At 64.0% G+C, this 19126-nt stretch carries 22 protein-coding genes and 1 pseudogene; 16 read left to right on the top strand and 7 right to left on the bottom strand.

Features of this window, described 5'->3' with window-relative positions; translation table 11 throughout:
- Positions 1-138: 138 nt before the first annotated feature.
- Genes dprA through ACYG9Y_RS11955 form a run of 4 tightly spaced genes read right to left on the bottom strand, consistent with a single transcriptional unit; the run spans position 139 to position 4170 of the window.
- Positions 139-1266: a DNA-processing protein DprA gene (dprA, locus tag ACYG9Y_RS11970; RefSeq protein ID WP_023738699.1), complete on the bottom strand. Its 1128-nt coding sequence runs from the start codon at positions 1264-1266 to the stop codon at positions 139-141.
- On the bottom strand, positions 1263-1868 hold the full coding sequence (plsY, locus tag ACYG9Y_RS11965; protein ID WP_023738700.1) for a glycerol-3-phosphate 1-O-acyltransferase PlsY: 606 nt from the start codon (positions 1866-1868) through the stop codon (positions 1263-1265). Before plsY ends, dprA begins: the two co-directional genes overlap by 4 nt.
- A gap of 56 nt (positions 1869-1924) precedes the next feature.
- Positions 1925-3211 (bottom strand): dihydroorotase, encoded by a 1287-nt coding sequence (locus ACYG9Y_RS11960; RefSeq protein ID WP_023738701.1) that lies wholly within the window; start codon positions 3209-3211, stop codon positions 1925-1927.
- Positions 3208-4170 carry an aspartate carbamoyltransferase catalytic subunit gene (locus ACYG9Y_RS11955; RefSeq protein WP_023688599.1) on the bottom strand — a complete coding sequence of 321 codons (963 nt, stop codon included), beginning with the start codon at positions 4168-4170 and terminating at the stop codon, positions 3208-3210. The genes ACYG9Y_RS11960 and ACYG9Y_RS11955 overlap by 4 nt, the downstream gene beginning before the upstream one ends.
- A gap of 195 nt (positions 4171-4365) precedes the next feature.
- Between ACYG9Y_RS11955 and ACYG9Y_RS11950 the strand changes: the two genes are divergently transcribed.
- The 3 genes from ACYG9Y_RS11950 (at position 4366) to ACYG9Y_RS11940 (ending at position 7047) form a co-directional block, all read left to right on the top strand.
- A complete protein-coding gene (locus ACYG9Y_RS11950) occupies positions 4366-5994 on the top strand; it encodes a DNA alkylation response protein (protein WP_031253397.1) in 1629 nt (542 codons plus the stop codon).
- Between the two features lie 124 nt (positions 5995-6118).
- Complete coding sequence (locus tag ACYG9Y_RS11945) at positions 6119-6706, top strand: hypothetical protein (RefSeq protein ID WP_023688597.1); 588 nt, start codon at positions 6119-6121, stop codon at positions 6704-6706.
- Positions 6706-7047: a DUF6105 family protein gene (locus ACYG9Y_RS11940; protein ID WP_023738703.1), complete on the top strand. Its 342-nt coding sequence runs from the start codon at positions 6706-6708 to the stop codon at positions 7045-7047. The genes ACYG9Y_RS11945 and ACYG9Y_RS11940 overlap by 1 nt, the downstream gene beginning before the upstream one ends.
- Here the strand turns inward: ACYG9Y_RS11940 and ruvX are convergent.
- Complete coding sequence (gene ruvX / locus ACYG9Y_RS11935) at positions 6965-7471, bottom strand: Holliday junction resolvase RuvX (RefSeq protein ID WP_023724364.1); 507 nt, start codon at positions 7469-7471, stop codon at positions 6965-6967. The genes ACYG9Y_RS11940 and ruvX overlap by 83 nt on opposite strands.
- A gap of 165 nt (positions 7472-7636) precedes the next feature.
- On the opposite strand from ruvX, the gene ACYG9Y_RS11930 reads away from it, so the two are divergent.
- From ACYG9Y_RS11930 to ACYG9Y_RS11900, 7 genes are all read left to right on the top strand, one after another.
- A complete protein-coding gene (locus ACYG9Y_RS11930; RefSeq protein WP_023684673.1) occupies positions 7637-8344 on the top strand; it encodes a metal-dependent hydrolase in 708 nt (235 codons plus the stop codon).
- A 44-nt stretch (positions 8345-8388) separates the two neighbouring features.
- Positions 8389-8805: a hypothetical protein gene (locus ACYG9Y_RS11925; protein ID WP_023670998.1), complete on the top strand. Its 417-nt coding sequence runs from the start codon at positions 8389-8391 to the stop codon at positions 8803-8805.
- Positions 8806-8915: 110 nt separating this feature from the next.
- The gene (gene gatC, locus ACYG9Y_RS11920) at positions 8916-9203 is read left to right on the top strand and encodes an Asp-tRNA(Asn)/Glu-tRNA(Gln) amidotransferase subunit GatC (protein WP_023670999.1); all 288 of its coding nucleotides are present in this window, start codon (positions 8916-8918) and stop codon (positions 9201-9203) included.
- Positions 9204-9210: 7 nt separating this feature from the next.
- Entirely contained in the window at positions 9211-9666 is a 456-nt protein-coding gene (locus ACYG9Y_RS11915; RefSeq protein WP_023706217.1) for a GNAT family N-acetyltransferase, read from the top strand.
- Complete coding sequence (locus ACYG9Y_RS11910; RefSeq protein WP_460223124.1) at positions 9666-11231, top strand: amidase family protein; 1566 nt, start codon at positions 9666-9668, stop codon at positions 11229-11231. Before ACYG9Y_RS11915 ends, ACYG9Y_RS11910 begins: the two co-directional genes overlap by 1 nt.
- 1 nt (position 11232) lies before the next feature.
- The gene (locus tag ACYG9Y_RS11905) at positions 11233-11763 is read left to right on the top strand and encodes a hypothetical protein (RefSeq protein WP_023671002.1); all 531 of its coding nucleotides are present in this window, start codon (positions 11233-11235) and stop codon (positions 11761-11763) included.
- Positions 11764-11770: 7 nt separating this feature from the next.
- Entirely contained in the window at positions 11771-12568 is a 798-nt protein-coding gene (locus ACYG9Y_RS11900; RefSeq protein ID WP_023738705.1) for a YdcF family protein, read from the top strand.
- On the opposite strand, the gene ACYG9Y_RS11895 is transcribed toward ACYG9Y_RS11900, so the two are convergent.
- The gene (locus ACYG9Y_RS11895; RefSeq protein WP_023671004.1) at positions 12517-13260 is read right to left on the bottom strand and encodes a DUF599 domain-containing protein; all 744 of its coding nucleotides are present in this window, start codon (positions 13258-13260) and stop codon (positions 12517-12519) included. The two genes, ACYG9Y_RS11900 and ACYG9Y_RS11895, sit on opposite strands and share 52 nt — an antisense overlap.
- A 272-nt stretch (positions 13261-13532) precedes the next feature.
- Here ACYG9Y_RS11895 and ACYG9Y_RS11890 point away from each other — a divergent pair, with 272 nt between their 5' ends.
- From ACYG9Y_RS11890 to ACYG9Y_RS11875, 4 genes and pseudogenes are all read left to right on the top strand, one after another.
- A complete protein-coding gene (locus ACYG9Y_RS11890; protein ID WP_023738706.1) occupies positions 13533-14936 on the top strand; it encodes an L-serine ammonia-lyase in 1404 nt (467 codons plus the stop codon).
- Positions 14937-15014: 78 nt separating this feature from the next.
- Complete coding sequence (locus tag ACYG9Y_RS11885) at positions 15015-15452, top strand: DUF1489 family protein (protein ID WP_023671006.1); 438 nt, start codon at positions 15015-15017, stop codon at positions 15450-15452.
- A 102-nt stretch (positions 15453-15554) separates the two neighbouring features.
- Positions 15555-16219 (top strand): annotated as a pseudogene (locus ACYG9Y_RS11880) (VWA domain-containing protein).
- Positions 16219-16917: a DnaJ domain-containing protein gene (locus tag ACYG9Y_RS11875; protein WP_023730128.1), complete on the top strand. Its 699-nt coding sequence runs from the start codon at positions 16219-16221 to the stop codon at positions 16915-16917. The pseudogene ACYG9Y_RS11880 and the gene ACYG9Y_RS11875 overlap by 1 nt, the downstream one beginning before the upstream one ends.
- Before the next feature lie 46 nt (positions 16918-16963).
- On the opposite strand, the gene ACYG9Y_RS11870 is transcribed toward ACYG9Y_RS11875, so the two are convergent.
- Positions 16964-18358: an SPOR domain-containing protein gene (locus ACYG9Y_RS11870; RefSeq protein WP_373420149.1), complete on the bottom strand. Its 1395-nt coding sequence runs from the start codon at positions 18356-18358 to the stop codon at positions 16964-16966.
- A gap of 68 nt (positions 18359-18426) precedes the next feature.
- On the opposite strand from ACYG9Y_RS11870, the gene ACYG9Y_RS11865 reads away from it, so the two are divergent.
- The gene (locus ACYG9Y_RS11865) at positions 18427-18702 is read left to right on the top strand and encodes a hypothetical protein (protein WP_156929783.1); all 276 of its coding nucleotides are present in this window, start codon (positions 18427-18429) and stop codon (positions 18700-18702) included.
- On the top strand, positions 18699-19028 hold the full coding sequence (locus tag ACYG9Y_RS11860) for a phasin family protein (RefSeq protein ID WP_023671011.1): 330 nt from the start codon (positions 18699-18701) through the stop codon (positions 19026-19028). Before ACYG9Y_RS11865 ends, ACYG9Y_RS11860 begins: the two co-directional genes overlap by 4 nt.
- Positions 19029-19126: the final 98 nt, after the last annotated feature.

Raw genomic sequence — 19126 nt, 5'->3', positions numbered from 1 at the left:
GCCCTGGAATGGCGGAGTGCTTTTCCGAGAGCCGCCTGGAAAAATACCCTGCGGTGGCATCTGTACCGGCGTTGGCGCCGCCGGCGTGACCCTCGACGCGTGAGTTGCGGCCGACGTGCGGCGGGATCGGGTGGAACGTCACGAAACTAGTGAGACATTGCCGCCGGCATGGCGCTCGATGCGGCCGGCAAGGTCGAGTTCCAGCAGCACCATGGAGACTTGCGCGGAGTTGAGGCCGGTGTGGCGGATGATCTCGTCCACGCCCACCGGCGTTGGGCCCAGCACCTCGAGCACGCCGCTGCGTTCGTCCTCACCGGGTGGGGGAGTTGCCGAAAAATCGGGTGCCTTTTCTGGCGGCGCAATGCTTCGCGTTCGCGTACCCGCCAAGGGTGCGATCGCACCGGAAACATCGGCCGCCTCGGTGACCAGGGTGGCGCCGTCCTTGAGCAGGCCGTTGGAGCCGGCGCAGCGCGGATCGAGTGGCGAACCCGGTACGGCAAAGACCAGCCGGCCCATCTCGCCGGCCAGGCGCGCGCTGATCAGCGAGCCGGAGCGTTGCGCAGCTTCGATCACTACCAGTCCGAGGGCGGCGCCCGCGACAAGCCGGTTGCGGCGCGGAAAATCCTGCGCCCGCGGCTGCCAGCCGAACGGCATTTCCGAAATGACGGCGCCGCCACGCTCGGCAATGTCGTCGCACAAGCCGATATTTTCGGGCGGGTAGGGGACATCGAGCCCACCGGCCAGCACGCCGACTGTGCCAGTGGAAAGACTGCCTTGGTGTGCGGCCGTGTCGATGCCGCGCGCCAGGCCGGAAACGATGACGTAGCCGTCGCGGCCAAGATCCGCCGCCAGCATGCGCGCCATCTTGATGCCGGCGAGCGACGCGTTGCGGGCGCCGACGATGGCCACCGCCGGCAGGCGAAAGACGGCTGCCTCGCCCTTCACGGCAATCAGCGGCGGCGGATTGTCCATGTTTTTCAGCATCGGCGGGTAGTCGGCCTCGCCGATGCCGACGAAGCGGGCGCCGTTTTCACTGGCTGCGTCGAGTTCCGCTTCGGCTTCCTCGACGGAAGGAATGCGCATGATCCTTTTGGCTCCGCCCGAAATCATCAGCTCGGGCAGCATCTCCAACGCCGCCTCCGCCGAACCAAAGCGGTTGATCAATTCGCGAAACGAGGCCGGGCCGACATTTTGTGTGCGGATCAGCCGCAGCCAGCTCAGCCGCTGCCGGTCGCTGAGGCGCGGCCCGCCGGGGGGCTTGCTCAACCCTTGGCTCCGATCTTGCCTTCGGTGCCGGCAAGAAGGCGCGAAATGTTGGTGCGATGTTTGAAGATGACGATCAGGCTCATCACCAGGAACAGCCCGGCGGTCTCAGGTGTGCTCCAGAAATAAAGCGCGATCGGCACGATGACCGCCGCCGTCAGCGCTGCCAGCGAGGAATAGCGAAACAGAAAAGCCATCGCCAGCCAGACGACGATAAAGATCAGCGCCACATGCCAGCCGAGCGCGATCAGCACGCCGAGATAGGTCGCCACGCCCTTGCCGCCCTTGAAACCGAGCCAGACCGGAAACAGATGGCCAAGGAAGGCGCCAAGGCCCGCCCAGAGTCCAAGGCCGGCCCACAGTCCGTAGTCGTGTCCAAAATGGCGCGCGATCATCACCGCCGCCGTACCCTTCAACGCGTCGAGCACCAGCGTCGCGGCGGCGAGGCCCTTGTTGCCGGTGCGCAGAACGTTGGTGGCGCCGATATTGCCGGAGCCGATTTTGCGCACATCGCCGAGGCCGGCCGCGCGGGTGATCAAGAGGCCGAAGGGAATCGAGCCGAGGAGAGAGCCGAACAGCAATGCCAGGATAACGTTATAACTCATTGTTTGCCCCCGCATTTCCCCAGCAGAATATCGGTCTGCGACGTGGCGCGATCGCTCTAGCTCGAAAACACTGTGCGGCCCGCCACCAGCGTTTGCAAGACCATGCCTTGCAGCCGCGCACCTTCGAAGCAGGTGTTTTTCGAGCGCGAGCGGATGCCGCTTTCACTCACGATCCAGGGTTCTTCGAGGTCGATCAGCGCAAGATCGGCCGGCGCTCCCGGCTTCAGCGTGCCGCCCGGCAGGCCGAACAGTTTGGCGGGCGCTGTCGACAGCGTCTCGACCAGCCTGATGAGCGGCACGTCGCCATTGTGGTAGAGCCGAAGCGCTGCTCCAAGCAGCGTCTCCAACCCGATCGCGCCGGCAGCTGCATCGGCGAAGGGCAGGCGCTTGGTGTCGACATCCTGAGGGTCGTGCGAGGAGACGATGATGTCGATCGTGCCGTCCTTGACCGCCTCGATCATGGCCAGCCGGTCTTCCTCGGCGCGCAAAGGCGGCGTCAGCCGGAAGAAGGTGCGGTATTCCCCGACATCGTTCTCGTTCAGCGACAGATTGTGGATCGCTACGCCCGCCGTGACATTGGCCTGGTCGGCTTTCGCCCGCGTCATCGCTTGCGCTGCCATCGCCGTCGAGATCTTGGCCGCGTGGTAGGCGCCGCGCGTCAGCCGTGCCAGCGCCAGGTCGCGCTCCAGCGGGATGGACTCGGCCTCGCGCGGAATGCCGGCAAGGCCGAGCCAGCTGGCATACAGGCCTTCATTCATCACGCCTGCCGAAGCGAGGTCGCCATCCTGTGTCTCATGTGCGATGACGCCGCCGAAATCGCGGGCATAGGTCAGCGCCCGGCGCATCACCAGTGCGCTGGATATTGTGTGCCGCCCATCGGTGAAGGCGACCGCACCGGCCTCGCGCAACAGGCCGAATTCGGTCATCTCGCGACCGGCGAGGCCTTTGGTGATCGCCGCCGCCGGAAAGATGTTGACGCTTGCCGTGTCCCGGGCGGTGCGCAGCACGAATTCGACCAGCGCGACATTGTCGATCACCGGGTCCGTGTCGGGCATCATAACGACGGAGGTAACGCCGCCGGCCGCCGCCGCAACGCTGGCCGAAGCGATGGTCTCGCGATGTTCGCCGCCCGGTTCGCCGATGAAGACGCGCGCGTCGATCAGGCCGGGAATGATTGCCTTGCCGGCGCAGTCGACCACGGTGGCTCCCGCCGGCAGGCCCTGGTTCAGGGCAGCCTTGCCGGCGGCAACGATCTTTTTCCCCTCGACGATCACGGTGCCGACCTCGTCGAAGCCGCGTGACGGGTCGACGATGCGGGCGCGCTCAAAGACCGTCGTGCTCATGCGCTCCGGCCCTCGTTGCGGCGCGGGTCGAGCAGCGCTTCCATCACCGCCATGCGCACGGCGACACCCATCTCGACCTGTTCCTGGATGACGCTTTGCGGCCCGTCGGCGATCTCGGAGGCAATCTCGACGCCGCGGTTCATCGGACCTGGATGCATCACCAGCGCGCCGTCCTTGGCGGCCTTCAGTTTTTCGGCATCGAGGCCGAAATAGCGGAAATATTCGCGCACCGAAGGCACGAAGGCGCCTTCCATCCGCTCACGCTGCAAGCGCAGCATCATCACCACGTCGGCGCCCTTGAGGCCCTCGGCCATCGAGCGCGAGACGATGACGCCCATTTTCTCGATGCCGGACGGCAGCAGCGTCGACGGCGCCACGACCCGCACCTGCGCGCCAAGCGCGTTCAACAGCATGATGTTGGAACGCGCGACGCGCGAATGCAGGATGTCGCCGCAGATCGCTACGATCAGTTTCGACAGCGGCCCCTTGGCACGGCGGATGGTCAGCGCGTCGAGCAGCGCCTGCGTCGGGTGTTCATGCGCGCCGTCGCCGGCATTGACCACCGAGCAGCCAACCTTCTGCGCCAAAAGGGCGGCGGCGCCCGCCGATTGGTGGCGGATGATCAGGATGTCGGGCCGCATGGCGTTCAGCGTCATCGCCGTGTCGATCAGCGTCTCGCCCTTCTTCACCGAAGAGCTCGCCACCGACATGTTCATGACGTCGGCGCCGAGCCGTTTCCCGGCCAGTTCGAACGACGACTGCGTGCGCGTCGAGGCTTCGTAGAAGAGGTTGATCTGGGTGCGGCCGCGCAGCGTCGAGGTCTTCTTTTCGGACTGCCGCGAAATGGCGACAGCGCGATCGGCCCGGTCGAGCAGAAGCTCGATGTCACCGGGGGAAAGATCGCGGATGCCCAGAAGATGGCGGTGAGGATAAAGCGGCAGGGACGAAGCGTCGGTCATCTCAAGGCGCTGCTATAGGGGGGAGAATTCCTTGCCGCAAGCGCCAGCTTGGGATTGCTGCCTTTCTCCCCGGTATTTTCGTCGCGCGCGCCGCCTGGCTTGGGCTATATCTAGCCGATTGCTTCGGATTCGAAGCCTTGTGATGATAAGGCCTTTCTACCGTTAGAAGGCCTTCTACTTTCAGAAGGATTGGGCGTGAACGACGACGTGACCAACCAGCCGCCGCCGCTGACGGGCGGCAACGCCTGGCGGGGCGATCCGTTGCTGATCCAGCTTGCCGAGCGCTTTTCCGATCCGGTGCGCAAGGACCTCGACGGGCTTGGCCGGTTCGTCCTGACGCAGGAGGCGCAAGAGCTGGCGCGCCTCGCCAATGTCGAGACGCCGAAGCTCCGCACGCATGACCGTCAGGGCCGGCGCATCGACCTCGTCGAATTCCATCCGGCCTATCATGCGCTGATGCGCCGCTCGGTTGCCGGCGGCCTGCATTCCTCGATCTGGGAAAACGGCGATAGCGAGATCGGCCGTCGCCATCAGGTGCGCGCCGCGCGTTTCTACCTGACCGCCGAACTCGAGACCGGGCATCTCTGCCCCATCACCATGACCAGCGCTTCGCTGGCCGCCCTGATGGCCAGCCCAAAGCTGTTTCGCGAATGGGCGCCGCGCGTGACGACGCGCAAATACGACCAGAGCCAGAAGCCGCCGGTCGACAAGGCCGGGCTGACGCTCGGCATGGGCATGACCGAAAAGCAGGGCGGCACCGACGTGCGCGCCAACACCACACGGGCCGAACGCGCCGGCAGCGGCTTTTATCGCCTCACCGGCCACAAATGGTTCATGTCGGCGCCGATGTCGGACGCTTTTCTCGTGCTTGGACAGGCACCGGAAGGGCTTTCCTGTTTTCTCGTCCCGCGCATCCTCGGCGACGGTTCCGGCAACGGCTTCCGCTTTCAGCGGCTGAAGGACAAGCTCGGCAACCGCTCCAACGCCTCATCCGAGGTAGAGTTCGTCAACGCCATCGGCGAGATGGTCGGCGAGCCCGGCGCCGGCATAAAGACGATCATGGACATGGTCACGCTGACCCGGCTCGACTGCGCCGTCGCCTCGTCGGCAATCATGCGAGCGGGTCTGGCTGAGGCCGTGCATCACGCCCGTCACCGCCAGGTGGCCGGCTCGACGCTGATCGAACAGCCGCTGATGCAGCGCGTGCTGGCGGACATGGCGCTCGATGTCGCCGCCGCCACGGCACTCTCGTTCCGACTGGCGCGCTCCTTCGACGAGGCTGCCGGCGACCGCGGCGAGGCTGCTTTTGCCCGCGCCATGACCCCGGTGGTCAAATACTGGGTCTGCAAGATCGCGCCGCCACTGCTCTATGAGGCGATGGAGTGCCTCGGCGGCAATGGCTATGTCGAGGAAGCGCCGCTCGCCCGCTACTACCGCGAAGCCCCGGTCAATGCGATCTGGGAGGGCTCAGGCAATGTCATGGCGCTCGACGTGCTGCGCGTGCTCGGCCGCGCGCCCGGCCTGTTCGAGGAGGTGCTGGCCGGCATCGACCGCGATCTCGGCGCCGGCGGACGCGGAACCATTGGCGTGCTCAAGGCGGCCATGCAGGTCGCCGGCACCGATGAGGGGTCGGCCCGCCTGCTGACCGAACAACTGGCGCTGTCGGCGGCAGCTGCGGAATTGCGCCGGCTGGGGGCAGGGCGGATTGCGGACGCCTTCGTCGAGACGCGGCTCGCCGGCCAGTGGCGCAACACCTATGGCATGCTCGATTCGCGCCACGATGCGCGCATGATCATCGACACGCTCTATCCGCCGGTGAATTGAGGGCCTTCCGCCAGGCCTTGAACGAATTTGCCTGCCTGTGGACAGCCGTTAACCTTAACGAATGGTTTCCGTTGCAGCCGCAGGCCGCAGACCCCACTGTCTTTGTCACCAAAGCAGGAATGCCATGCGGCACATTTTGACGTCCTTTCTGGCCTTGCACTGGGCGCTGGTTTTCGCCCTGCTGGCGTTCATCTGTGTCGATGGAAACCGCGGCGTTGCGGGCGCTCTGGGCGTGCTCGGCGTCGTCGTGGAAAACACTCGTCTGGCCGATCTCGACAATGCTGCCGTCGTGGCGCCGCTGGCCATCGCCTTGCTGGTCGTGGCGGTGCTGTTTTGCTGGGTCTTCGTCGAGAGCCTAGTTAACGCCGCAGCGAGCCCGGACGGAGCCGACAGTGTGGCGCGGACCGCCTTCATTTCGGCATCCGCGGTGTTGTCGCTGATCCTGATCGGCGGCGCAGCGCGAGGCATCAACGGCCTGTTTTTGGTTGTCGCCGTGCAATTGGCGGCACTTCTGGCCTCCTATGTCGCCATGCTGGCAGAGCGGAGGTCGGTCTTCGCCGTCATGGTTTCGCGGGAGGCAGAGAGCCGCGCCACCGCCCATGCCATGGCCAAGGGTGCCGCGCACGGCTCCTTGCTGTCGCGCATTTCCGGCCGTCCGGACATTGGTCCCAGCGGTCCCAGAGGCGGTTCCAGCCGCAGGGACGGTCACTGATGCGCACGCTGTTCGCATTGTGGGCCGCGCCACTCGCTCTGTTCTGGGGCTGGTTCTTCCTGTCGCTCAACGACATCAATTTCGGCTACGTCATGCTCAGCCGGCAGCTGCATGATTTCGTGTTCCAGCTCTACGGGCAGATGCTGGGCATCGATCCGGCGATCATTCCGGGCATGGTGGCAAGGGCCTGCGTCTTTGACGGCTTCCTGCTGATGGCATTGTGGGCGTTTCGCCGCCGCCGCAACATCACGGCCTGGGTCAGGCGGCAGGCGGGGAATCCGGCTCCGTCCGATCGCGTGGGTCAAGCGACTGGAGCCGGTCCAGAACTCCCTGCAGAATAAAGGCCGCAGCCGCCGAATCGATCTTGCCGGCGCGCTTTCGGCGCGAGAAATCCATCTCGATCAGCGTCCGCTCCGCCGCCACCGTCGACAGCCGCTCGTCCCACAGCACGAAGGGCAGGTCGGTTATGCCTGCCATGTTGCGCACGAAGGCGCGCGACTTCTGGGCGCGGGGACCTTCCGAGCCGTCCATGTTGATAGGAAGGCCGAGTACAAACGCGCCGACATTATCCTTCTGCAGCTGGGCGAGCAGCGCTGCCGCATCCAGCGAAAACTTTTTACGCAGGATGACAGGGCGCGGATGGGCAAAGGACAGGCCGCGGTCGGAAACGGCGACACCGATCGTCTTGTCGCCGAGGTCGAGTCCGGCCAGCGTCCTGCCGCCCTCCAGCCGTGCCGGCAGATCCTCGATTGCTATGATGCCCAACGGCTTTCCCCAACCAGTTTTACCGTGACCCAGTCTAACCGTGACCCAGACTTGCCGTCACAAAGAGCGCGACACGTTCTTTTGAACCGCGAGCACACTATGTCACTTTAATTTTGCTGCCGGCGTTCTATCTTCCGGCGCAACCAAAATCGAGGAACACGATCGATGAAATTGACCTGGTACGGACATTCCGCCTTCCGCGTCGAGACATCAGGCGCGACCATCCTGATCGACCCCTATCTCGTCGGCAACCCATCATGGACGAGCGGCTGGGAGGGGCCGGCGGAAGGCGTCACCCATGTGCTTCTGACCCACGGCCACAGTGACCATGTCAGCGGCGCGGTGGAGGTGCTGAAGAAGAGCGGCGCCCAGCTGGTCGCCAATTACGAGATCTGCATGTACCTGGTCGGCAAGGGCGTCGACGGCAAGAAGATCAATCCCGGCAATCATGGCGGCACCGTCGATTGCGGTGCCTTCACCACCACATTCGTGCAGGCACTGCATTCCTCGTCGTTTGGGCTCGATGGCGGCCAGAACGTCTACCTCGGCAATCCCAACGGGCTGGTCCTGCATTTCCCGGAGGACAAGACGCTCTACCATATGGGCGACACCGACATCTTCTCCGATATGGCGCTGATCGAGGAATTGCATGAGCCGAAGATCGGCCTCGTGCCGGTCGGCGACCGCTTCACCATGGGCGGCGCGGTGGCGGCCCTGGCCTGCCGGCGCTTCTTCCACTTCGACACCGTCGTGCCATGCCACTTCGGCACCTTCCCGATCATCGACGCGACGGCGGAGAAGTTCGTGGCCGGCCTCGAAGGATCAGGTGTCGACGTAGCCTTGCCAGCCATCGGCCAAACGATCACACTATAGAGCGATCGTTGAAACGATCCCTTGTCGCAAAGGGGAATTAAACCATGGGTTTGAGAGAGACTCTTTGCGTTTCGATGCTGGTCGCTGCGTCGCCCGCATCCGCCGCCGAGGACTTCATCAAGGGCGTTTACCTCCAGACCCAGGAGCTTTGCGCGCAAGCCAAAAAGGACACGCTGCAGACGCTGATCGACACCGGCAATGTCATCTTGTCGGCGGACGGCCTGCAAAGCGTCGAGTATAATTGCGAGTTCGTCCAGGTCACCAAGGCGACGCGCTCGCCGAGCTGGGCGGTCACTGCCATCTGCCAGGAGCCGGGCTTTCTCTTTCCCGATATACTGTCGATCACGCAGATGAACGCGACCCAAATCGACATCGTCTCGGTGCGCCCGACCGCCGACGAAGGCGAGCAGGCCGGCAATGGCGGCAGCTATTATCTGTGCGAGGGTGTATCGCTGCCCTAGGCTGAAATGCCGCCCTGGCATGAACGGGCTTTATCCCCAAGCACGATCGATGTTGCGCGGCACGCGCCACGCCGCTATAGCGCCATCTGGTTTTCCCAAAGGCTAAAGACATGTCCGTTGATCTGCAAACTGTGAAGCGCGTCGCGCGTCTCGCCCGCATTGCGGTGAGCGAGGAGGATGCCGAGCGCATGACCGGCGAGCTGAACGCCATTCTGGGCTTTGTCGAGCAGCTGAACGAGGTTGATGTCTCCGGCGTCGAGCCGATGACATCGGTGACGCCGATGGAGATGAAGAAGCGCCAAGACATCGTCACCGACGGCAACAAGGCCGCCGATATCGTCGCCAATGCGCCGGCCACTGACGAGAATTTCTTCCTCGTGCCGAAGGTCGTGGAGTAGGCGGCCGATGGCAATCGAGATCGCGATCGAAACGCCGCTGCAGGACGATGTCCGCGCTTTGGTCGAGGAGCTCAACGCGACGCTGCTCGAACTGACGCCGCCGGAGCATTGCTACCATCTGACGGTCGAGCAGATGGCTGGCGACGACACCACCGTGTTCATCGCCCGCGACGACGGGCAAGCCATCGGTTGCGGCGCGCTGAAGCGCCATGACGCCCGCGTCGGTGAGGTCAAGCGCATGTACACGCGGCCCTCGCATCGCGGCAGGAAGATCGGCGCCAAGATCGTCGAGCATGTCGAAACGCTGGCGCGCAGCGAAGGGCTGAAGCGCCTGGTGCTTGAAACCGGCGACCGCCATCCCGCCGCCTGGACCGTCTATGAACGCGCCGGCTTCTCGCGCTGCGGGCCGGTGCTGGATTATCCCGATTCCGAGTGGTCGGTGTTTTACGAAAAGAGCCTTTGATGAGCGAACTGACCCATCTGACAATTTCGCAGGCGCGCGCCAAGCTGCGCGCCAAGGAGATTTCGGCCGTCGAAATCACCGAGGCCTATCTCGGTGCCATCGAGCGCGCCAATCCGGTGCTCAATGCCTACATCGTCGTCACCGGCGACAAGGCGCGCGATATGGCCAAAGCTTCCGACGCCAGGCTCGCCAAGGGCCAGGGCGGTGCGCTGGAAGGCGTCCCGCTCGGCATCAAGGACCTGTTCGGCACCGAAGGTATCCACACCCAGGCCTGCAGCCATGTGCTGGACGGCTTCAAGCCGCGCTACGAATTGACCGTCACCGCCAATCTGTGGGCAGACGGCGCCGTCATGCTGGGCAAGCTTAACATGGACGAGTTCGCCATGGGCTCGTCCAACGAGACCTCCTATTACGGCCCTGTCGTCAATCCGTGGCGGCGTTCGCGCCTCGACACGGTGGTGATGCCGACCACGCATCAGGGCGATGGCGGTTTCGTTTCGGCCGGCGGCACCAAGACCGCGCGCACGCTGGACAATGCCCAACTGGTGCCGGGGGGCTCGTCGGGGGGCTCGGCTTCCGCCGTCTCGGCTTTCCTGTGCGCCGGCGCCACCGCCACCGACACCGGCGGCTCGATCCGCCAGCCAGCCGCCTTCACCGGCACCGTCGGCATCAAGCCGACCTATGGCCGCTGCTCGCGCTGGGGCATCGTCGCCTTCGCTTCGTCGCTCGATCAGGCGGGCCCGATCGCCCGGGACGTGCGCGATGCCGCGATCATGCTGAAGTCCATGGCCTCGGTCGACGCCAAGGACACCACTTCCGTCGACCGGCCGGTGCCGGATTACGAGGCGGCGATCGGCAAACCGATCAGGGGCATGAAGGTCGGCATTCCCCGGGAATACCGCGTCGACGGCATGCCGGAAGAGATCGAGGCGCTGTGGCAGAAGGGCATTGCCTGGCTCAGGGATGCCGGCGCCGAGATCGTCGACATCTCGCTGCCGCACACCAAATACGCTTTGCCGGCTTATTATATCGTTGCGCCCGCCGAAGCGTCATCCAATCTGGCGCGCTATGACGGCGTCCGCTACGGCCTGCGCGTGCCGGGCCAGGACATTGTCGACATGTACGAAAAGACCCGAGCCGCCGGGTTCGGTCGGGAGGTCAAGCGTCGCATCATGATCGGCACCTATGTGCTGTCGGCAGGCTATTACGATGCCTACTATCTGCAGGCGCAGAAGGTGCGCAATTTGATCAAGCGTGACTTCGAGACGGTTTTTGCCGACGGCGTCGACGTCATCCTGACGCCGGCGACGCCGTCGGCCGCCTTCGGCATCGCTGACGAGGACATGGCCGCCGATCCGGTGAAAATGTACCTCAACGACATTTTCACGGTGACCGTGAACATGGCCGGACTGCCGGGCATTGCCGTGCCTGCCGGCCTCGATGCCAAGGGCCTGCCGCTCGGCCTGCAGCTGATTGGCCGTCCCTTCGACGAGGAAACCCTGTTCCAGACAGCCGCCGCCATCGAGCAGGCGGCGGGAACCTTCCAGCCGGAGAAGTGGTGGTAGCATGCCGCCTCCGTCTCGCATTTCCATCGTCGAGACGGGAAACGAACTGCTGATCACGAACCCGCCACGCACCTCGGATTTCAGGACAGTCTTTGTCCTGATCGGGGCCGCGATCGTCGCCTACACCGGCTACATGGGATTGACGGATATGTCGTCCGCAACGCTCACCAGCGGGACGCTCGGCCTGCTGTCCTTCGTGGCGGTCATTGCCCTCTTCACCTATTTCCTGGGCAAGGATTTCATCTGGCGGGTGTTCGGCAGGGAAACCCTGCGGCTGACCGACACCGCAGCCGTTCGCTCGGTGAGGGGTTCTTTGCGAAATCGGTGGTCACTGCCTTTGAAAGGGCATCTTAGGGTCGAAATCCTCGACCATACCTATCCCACGGACGAAGTGGGACTGTCGGAAGTCATCAGCTTGACCAACGCGAACGGCGTCCTTGTTTTCGGCAGGGAGTTAAGCCGCCTCGAAGCGGAAGCGGTAGCGAGTGCGGTCGAGCACTTCACCGGCCGTCACAATTTGAGCTGGAGATAGGCAGGCAATGTTCTTCTATCTCTCCAAGGTATTCTGGTTCTTCGTCCAACCACTCAACCTGGCGACCTTCCTGCTGCTTGCCGGCTTGCTCGCGGCGCTGATCGGCCGCCGGCGATTGGCGGCGACGGGCAGTGTGTTCGCCTTCCTGATTCTGGCGCTGTCGGCCTGGACGTCGCTTGGCGCCATGATGCTCAATCCGCTCGAAGAGCGCTTCCCAAAGCCGCCGCTGCCGCGGAAGGTCGACGGCATTGTCGTGCTCGGCGGCGGCTTCGAGGGCGCCATCAACTTGGCGCGCGGCGGCTATGAGCTGAATTCCGGCGGCGACCGCATGGTCGAGGCGGCGATCCTTGCCCGGCGCTTTCCCGAGGCGAAAGTGGTTATCTCGGGCGGCACCGGTGAACTGTTCATCGATGGCGAGGGCGATGCGGCCACCGCGCCGCGCCTGCTCGGTGCGCTTGGCGTCGACGCGGATCGCCTGATGCTCGAGAACAAATCCCGCAACACCTATGAGAATGCCGTCTTCACCAAGGAACTAGTAACGCCGAAACCGGGCGAGACCTGGCTGCTGGTGACCTCCGCCTTCCACATGCCGCGCGCCAAGGCACTGTTCGACAAGGCCGGCTTTCAGCCGGTCCCGTGGCCTGTCGACTATCGCACCTCGGGCAATGAAGGCTTTGGCCTGTTTCGCGACAACGCACCCGATTCGCTGCAGACCACGACCATGGCGATCCGCGAATGGATCGGGCTCGCCGCCTATTGGCTATCGGGCCGGATCGACCAGCTTTTCCCCGGCCCGGGCGGCTGACCGATCACCGCTTGCCTTGCGGCAGAAAAGAACTGACGCCGCACCAGCACCGCCAGAAGCAGCAGAGTCGACAGCACGAACACGATCGGGTCGACGAACCAGCCGAGATAGCCGATCGAGAAGAACACCGCGCGCAGCCCTGAATTGAAGTGCTTGCCGGCAAGCATGTTCATGCGCGCCGCGCGCCACACCGCCGTTTCGCTGACCGGGTTGCGTGACGCCTCGCCATAGGGGATCGGCACCGCGCCGATCAGGATCGTGCAGTAGTTGAAGAGACGGTAGGCCCAGCCGAACTTGAAGAAGGCGAAGGCCAGGATCAGCACCAGGCCAAAGACCTTGATCTGGAAGGCGGAGCGCGATGAGGTCGCGTTCAACGGCAGGTCGTTCAGCACGGCAAGGACCTGATCCGAGGCGCCAAGCAGCGCGAAACAGCCACCGAGCGCAATCAGCGAACTGGAGGCGAAAAAGGCGGTGCCTTGCTGCAGGCCGCTCATGATGGCGGTGTCGACGATGCGGATTTCGCGCTCGGCCATGGTGCGCATCCAGGCCTCGCGCTGCACGTTCATGGCCATCGTCAACGACACCCGGCTGACCAGTCTGCCGTCGGACGCCAGCGTATGCAGCAACCATGCGAGCAGGAAAAAAGCCAGCGCCGCCAGATCAGCCGTCGACAGATGGAAGGAATCGCCCATGCCCCCTTTTACCACAGGCAAAGCGGTCAGTTCGATGCTCCAATGCATGCCGCCCAGAGGTGAGCTGCGGTTCTGGGACAACGACATGCATTGAAACAAGAACTTAAAGCGCGTCGCATGAATCCGTTTCAGCGCGACGCGCTTTCAGCCGGTGATGTCGCTGCCGGAGCAAACAAGGTCGGCAGGTGCAGCGCCGCAATCCGCAAAACAGCACAAACATCATGGAAAGTCCTATATGTAGGTCTTGATCCCATTCCCGGAGACGGCGCAGCGTGTTTCTTTCGGTTTTCGACCTGTTCAAGATCGGCATCGGACCGTCGAGTTCGCACACGATGGGACCGATGACAGCGGCGCGGCGGTTTCTCGACGAGATCGCCGGAGACGACTGGCCGCGCCCGGCCGGCGCGAAAGTTGATCGTCTGGGCGCCAGCCTGCACGGTTCGCTCGCCTATACCGGTATCGGCCATGGCTCGGATCGCGCCGTTGTCCTCGGCCTTGCTGGCCTGACACCGCAGACGGTCGATCCCGATCAGGCCGAAGGCATCGCCACGCGCATCGCCGCCGAGAAGCGGATATCGCCACACGGCCATCCCTCCTATCGCTTCGACCCGGCGACGGATCTGGTGCTCGACCGCAAGACGCCGCTCACCGGCCACGCCAACGGCATGGCCTTCTACGCTTACGATGCCGGCGACCGGCTGCTGCTCAAGCGCATCTACTATTCCATCGGCGGCGGCTTCGTGGTGTCCGAGGAAGAGCTGCAGCGGATGAAGGTGAAGGGCTCGGTGACCACAGAAGGCAAGAAGGTGCCCTATCCCTTCAAGAATGCCGTCGAGATGCTGAAGATGGCAGGCAAAAGCGGCCTGTCTATCGCCGACATGAAGCGCATCAATGAAGAGACGCATATGTCGCGCGAGGAGCTCGACAGCGGCCTTGATGCGATCTGGGGCGCCATGAAGGGCTGCATCGACCGCGGCCTGTCGCAGGACGGCATCATGCCGGGCGGGCTGAAAGTGCGCCGTCGTGCCCGCATGCTGCACGACAAGCTGCAGGAGCAATGGCAGCAGAACAAGCCCAACCCTTTGCTGGCCAATGACTGGCTGTCGATCTACGCCATGGCGGTGAACGAAGAGAACGCGGCCGGTGGACGCGTCGTCACCGCGCCCACCAATGGTGCGGCCGGCACATTGCCGGCGGTGCTGCGTTACTGGCTGCATTTCCACCCCGAGGCCGACCAGCCGAGCATCCGCGACTTCCTGCTCACGGCCGCCGCCGTCGGCGGCATCATCAAGACCAATGCCTCGATCTCCGGCGCCGAGGTCGGCTGCCAGGGCGAGGTCGGTTCGGCCTCGGCGATGGCTGCCGCGGGTCTCTGCGCCGTCATGGGCGGCACGCCCGAGCAGGTCGAGAACGCCGCCGAAATCGCGCTCGAACATCATCTCGGCATGACTTGCGATCCAGTCGGCGGTCTGGTCCAGGTGCCTTGCATCGAGCGCAACGCGCTCGGCGCCGTCAAGGCGGTCACCGCCGCCTCTCTGGCGATCAAAGGCGACGGCGTCCATTTCGTGCCGCTCGACGCCGCGATCGAAACAATGCGCCAGACGGGCCTCGACATGAACGAGAAGTACAAGGAAACCAGCCTTGGTGGGCTCGCCGTCAATGTCGTGGAATGCTGACCGTGCAACGCCACTGGCACTGTGGAGAAGTCGGGCAGGGCCGTTGACGCAATCGCGCGCCGGACTAAACCTTAAGCGATGGCACTCAATCTCCTAAAACTGTGCGTCGGTTGCGACAGCGTCGAGGACCTCGAAGAATGGATCGCCTTCCGCCTCGATGAGCGCCGCCGCGCCGGCGAACCCGCCGAGCACTGGCACACCACCCGCATGGTGCCGACGCGCGGCGCCGAGGTCACCGATGGCGGTTCGCTTTATTGGGTGATCAAGGGCAGCGTGCAATGCCGCCAGTTGATCACTGATATCAGGCCCTTTACCGACGACGAAGGCATCGGCCGTTGCCGCCTGATGCTCGACCTCGACGTCGTCCGCACCGACTGGCAGCCGCGCCGCGCCTTCCAGGGCTGGCGTTATCTCAAACCGTCGGATGCGCCCGCCGATATCGGCAAGGGCAAGGCCGGAATGGTCGAGATGCCGCCGAAACTGAAGCGCGAGCTCGCCGATCTGGGCTTGTTGTAAGGCCACGGCGCGGCCGCTTCTCCCAGAGCGTCGAGCGCTGGCCCTCCATCTTGTCCAAGGCTGGACTTGCAAGGGGCCCGACAACGCCACATCTTGATTCTTATGAGCGACAAGAAGCAGCGCGTGCCCGCAAGGGCCGATCCTGCGCCGGTCAAGCCTCAATCCAATGCCGGCGAGATCGACGCCTTCATCCGTCAGGCCCGGACGCTTGCCGCGTCCGCGACCGGCTGCGGGCGGCTGATCCTTGCGCTCGACGCAACGATGAGCCGCCAGCCGACCTGGGATGTCGCCGCCAAGCTGCAGGGCGAGATGTTCGACGCCGTCGGCAAGGCCGGCACCCTCAGTGTCCAACTGGCCTATTTTCGCGGATCGACTGCCGTGCCGGCCACACCCAGATCGGCAAGGTGCTGGCGCATGCGCTGAAGGAAACGGCGGCGGCCAAGGTCAATGCTCTGGTCTATATCGGCGACGCCATGGAAGAGGATATCGACGACCTGGCGCAGAAGGCCGGCAGCCTCGGTCTGCACGGCGTTCCCGTCTTCGTCTTCCAGGAAGGCCATGATCCCGGCGCAGAAAAGGCGTTCAAGGAGATTGCGCGGCTGTCCAAAGGGGCTTGGTTCCGATTTGATCGGCGGGCTGCCGCGACCTTGGCCGGGCTGCTTTCGGCGGTTGCCGTCTATGCGACGGGTGGATTGAAGGCGCTCGAGGCAAGGGACAGGCCGGGAGATCGGCTGCTGATCGAGCATCTCAGGGGCGGCGGGAATTGATGGGCGCTATCATTGCACTTGTTGCACTGTTTCTGGTGCTGCTCGGCGCGGCGACGATCTTTGTCCGTGCCGATGCGCAAAAACTGGCAAGCGGCATGCGCACGCTCGGGCCGGTGCTTCTGGCGCTGGTTGGCCTTGCCGTGCTGGTGGTCGGGCGCGAAGGCATTGCCGGCCTCATCCTGGCCGCGGCCCTTGCCTGGTACGGTTCGATGCGAATGAAGCGGCCGTCGGTCGGGCCGGCGCCCGGCAAGCGCTCGACGGTGCGGACCGCCGCACTGGAAATGGAGCTTGATCACGATACGGGCGGGCTTGAAGGCCTGGTTCTGGCCGGCCGCCATGAAGGCAAGATGCTGGGCGCGATGGGCTTGGCCGAGCTGCAGCAGCTTTACCGCGAACTCCCCGGCGACCCGGAGAGCCGCCAGCTCCTAGAGACGTATCTTGACGGCCGTTTTCCCGTCTGGCGCAACGACGCTGAGGCGAACGGTGGCGAAGGGCTGGGTGTTGCGCCAGGTGCGGGCGCCATGACTAAGGAGGAGGCCTACAAGATCCTTGGTCTTGAAGCGGGGGCCGCCGCGGCGGATGTCCGCAAGGCGCACCGCCGCCTGATGCAGCGCCTGCACCCCGACATCGGCGGCACGTCTTTCCTGGCGGCGCGGATCAACGAAGCCAAGGACGTCTTGCTCTCCAATCACAACTAGTCTCCTTCGACGCAGTAAATTTCCGGGAGAGGGTTCCGACGCCGCCCTACTGTTGGACGGCGTAGCAGGCGATTTTCTTTTTCTTCAGGGCATTGCAGGCATTCCAGGCCGCGTCCTTCGAGCGGAAGCCGCCGAACCGGGCGCGGTAATAGGTCTCGCCATCCTTTTCGAAGGCGACGGTGAAACCGGAAGCAGCCCCAAGAACTTTGGGCGCCAGCTTGGCGGTCTTGTCGAGGAAAGCCTGGGCTTCGGACTGCTTGGGCGACGACGCCACCTGCACCGCCCAACCAGCCGGCACCGAGGCCGTGTTGACCGGGTCGACCGCCTGTGGGGATACAGGCGTGGGTTCGGCATAGGCAGCCACAATCTGCGCAGTTTCGACCTTCGGCGCCGTCACGATGACGGTCTTGACCTTCCTGGTCTTGACGACGGGGGCGGGCTCTTCGACCGCGGCCACCGTCTGTTCGTCGGCAGACTGGCCTTCAGCAGACTGCTCGTCAGCGGATGTCGGATCGTCATTGGACGCTACGGCATCGTCTTCAACGATCGGCTTGCCATCCGGCGTCGGCGCGTCATGCTTGGGCAGGAAGACCTTGGCCAGCGCCTTGACCGGATTGTCGCCGCCGGCCTTGGCGACCAGGGCGCCGCCGCCGCGGGTCGATGCGCGCGGCATGTAGGCGTTGATCAGGCCGGCCATCTGGTTGTCGCGGCTGCGCCCCGAAGTGCCGCCCATGACGACGGCGACGAGGCGGCGGTTGCCATCCGAAACCGACGAGACGAGGTTGAAGCCGGAGGCGCGGGTATAGCCGGTCTTGATGCCGTCGACGCCCTTGATGCGGCCGAGCAGACGGTTGTGGCCATTGATGCGCTGGCGGCCGTAAAGGAAGGAGCGCTGCGAGAAATAGCCGTAATACTGCGGATAATGTTCCCTGAGCGCTATGCCAAGCATCGCCATGTCGTGGGCGGTTGTGAACTGGCCTGGATCGGGCAGGCCGTTGGCATTGCGAAACACGGTGCCGTCCATGCCGAGCGCGCGCGCCTTGGCGGTCATCATGCGGGCGAAATTGCTTTCGCTGCCGCCGAGCAGTTCGCCGAGCGCGGTCGCCGAATCATTGGCCGACTTGGTCACCATCGACAGGATGGCGGTCTCGACCGAAACCGCTCCGCCCGCCTTGACGCCGAGCTTGGTCGGCGGTTCGGCCGCCGCTTTGGCCGAGAACGGCACGGGCGTGTTCCTGCTGATCCGGCCCTTCGCCATGGCCTCGAAGGTCAGATAGAGGGTCATCATCTTGGTCAGCGACGCCGGGTAGCGCCGGCCGTTGGCATCGGACGAATAAAGCACCTTGCCGGTCTTGGCGTCGACGACGATCGCCGAAGACCTGGCGGCCATCGAGGACGCGGCATCCGCAACGACAAATGACATCGCCAAAGCGAGGATCATGATCGTTTTGAGGGAAGATGCGGATTTTGAACCGAAGACCGACAACGCCTGACGCACTGATAGTTCCTTTGAAACTCATTGCCATGGAGGCGGCAAAGGGATCCGACCTCACTTGTCGTCAAACTATCGCGGCCAGCGTTACCAATCCGTTTATGGTAACCGGCGCGTTCACCATTTTCCTCGGGCTTGAGCTTTTCTTTATTCGAATTTTAGCTGTTGCCGGCGCAGCGCGGCCTGATGCCGCTGAAATCTTGACTTTTGTGCAGCGCACAATATATTCTCGTGCATTGCACAACCGCGCTCAGGCAAGGGCGCTTCAAAACGCCAAGGGAAACGTCAAATGACCCAGACCTACGAGGACTTCTCGAAATACGGCAAGGAGTTTGCCGATACCGGATTGAAGAGCTTCACCTCGCTCTCCAAGGGCGCGCAGGCGATCGCCACTGAAGCTGGCGAATACACCAAGAAGAGCTTCGAAGCCGGCAGCGCCGCGGTCGAAAAGCTGTTCTCCGCCAAGTCGCTGGAAAAGGCGGTCGAGATCCAGTCCGACTTCGCCAAGCAGAGCTATGAGAGCTTCGTTGCCGAGGCGACCAAGTTCGGCGATCTCTATGCCGATCTCGCCAAGGAGGCTTACAAGCCCTTCGAATCGATTGTCGCCAAGGCGAAGTAATTTCGCTCGAGAATACCAGGCACGGCCTTTCGGGCTTGCAAAACAGACCCGGTCGCGGATGCGCGGCCGGGTTTTTTCATGCCGGTTTCAATTCCGGG

Source organism: Mesorhizobium sp. W050 (genome assembly GCF_054719535.1).
This window is presented reverse-complemented; position numbering and strand designations above follow the sequence as displayed.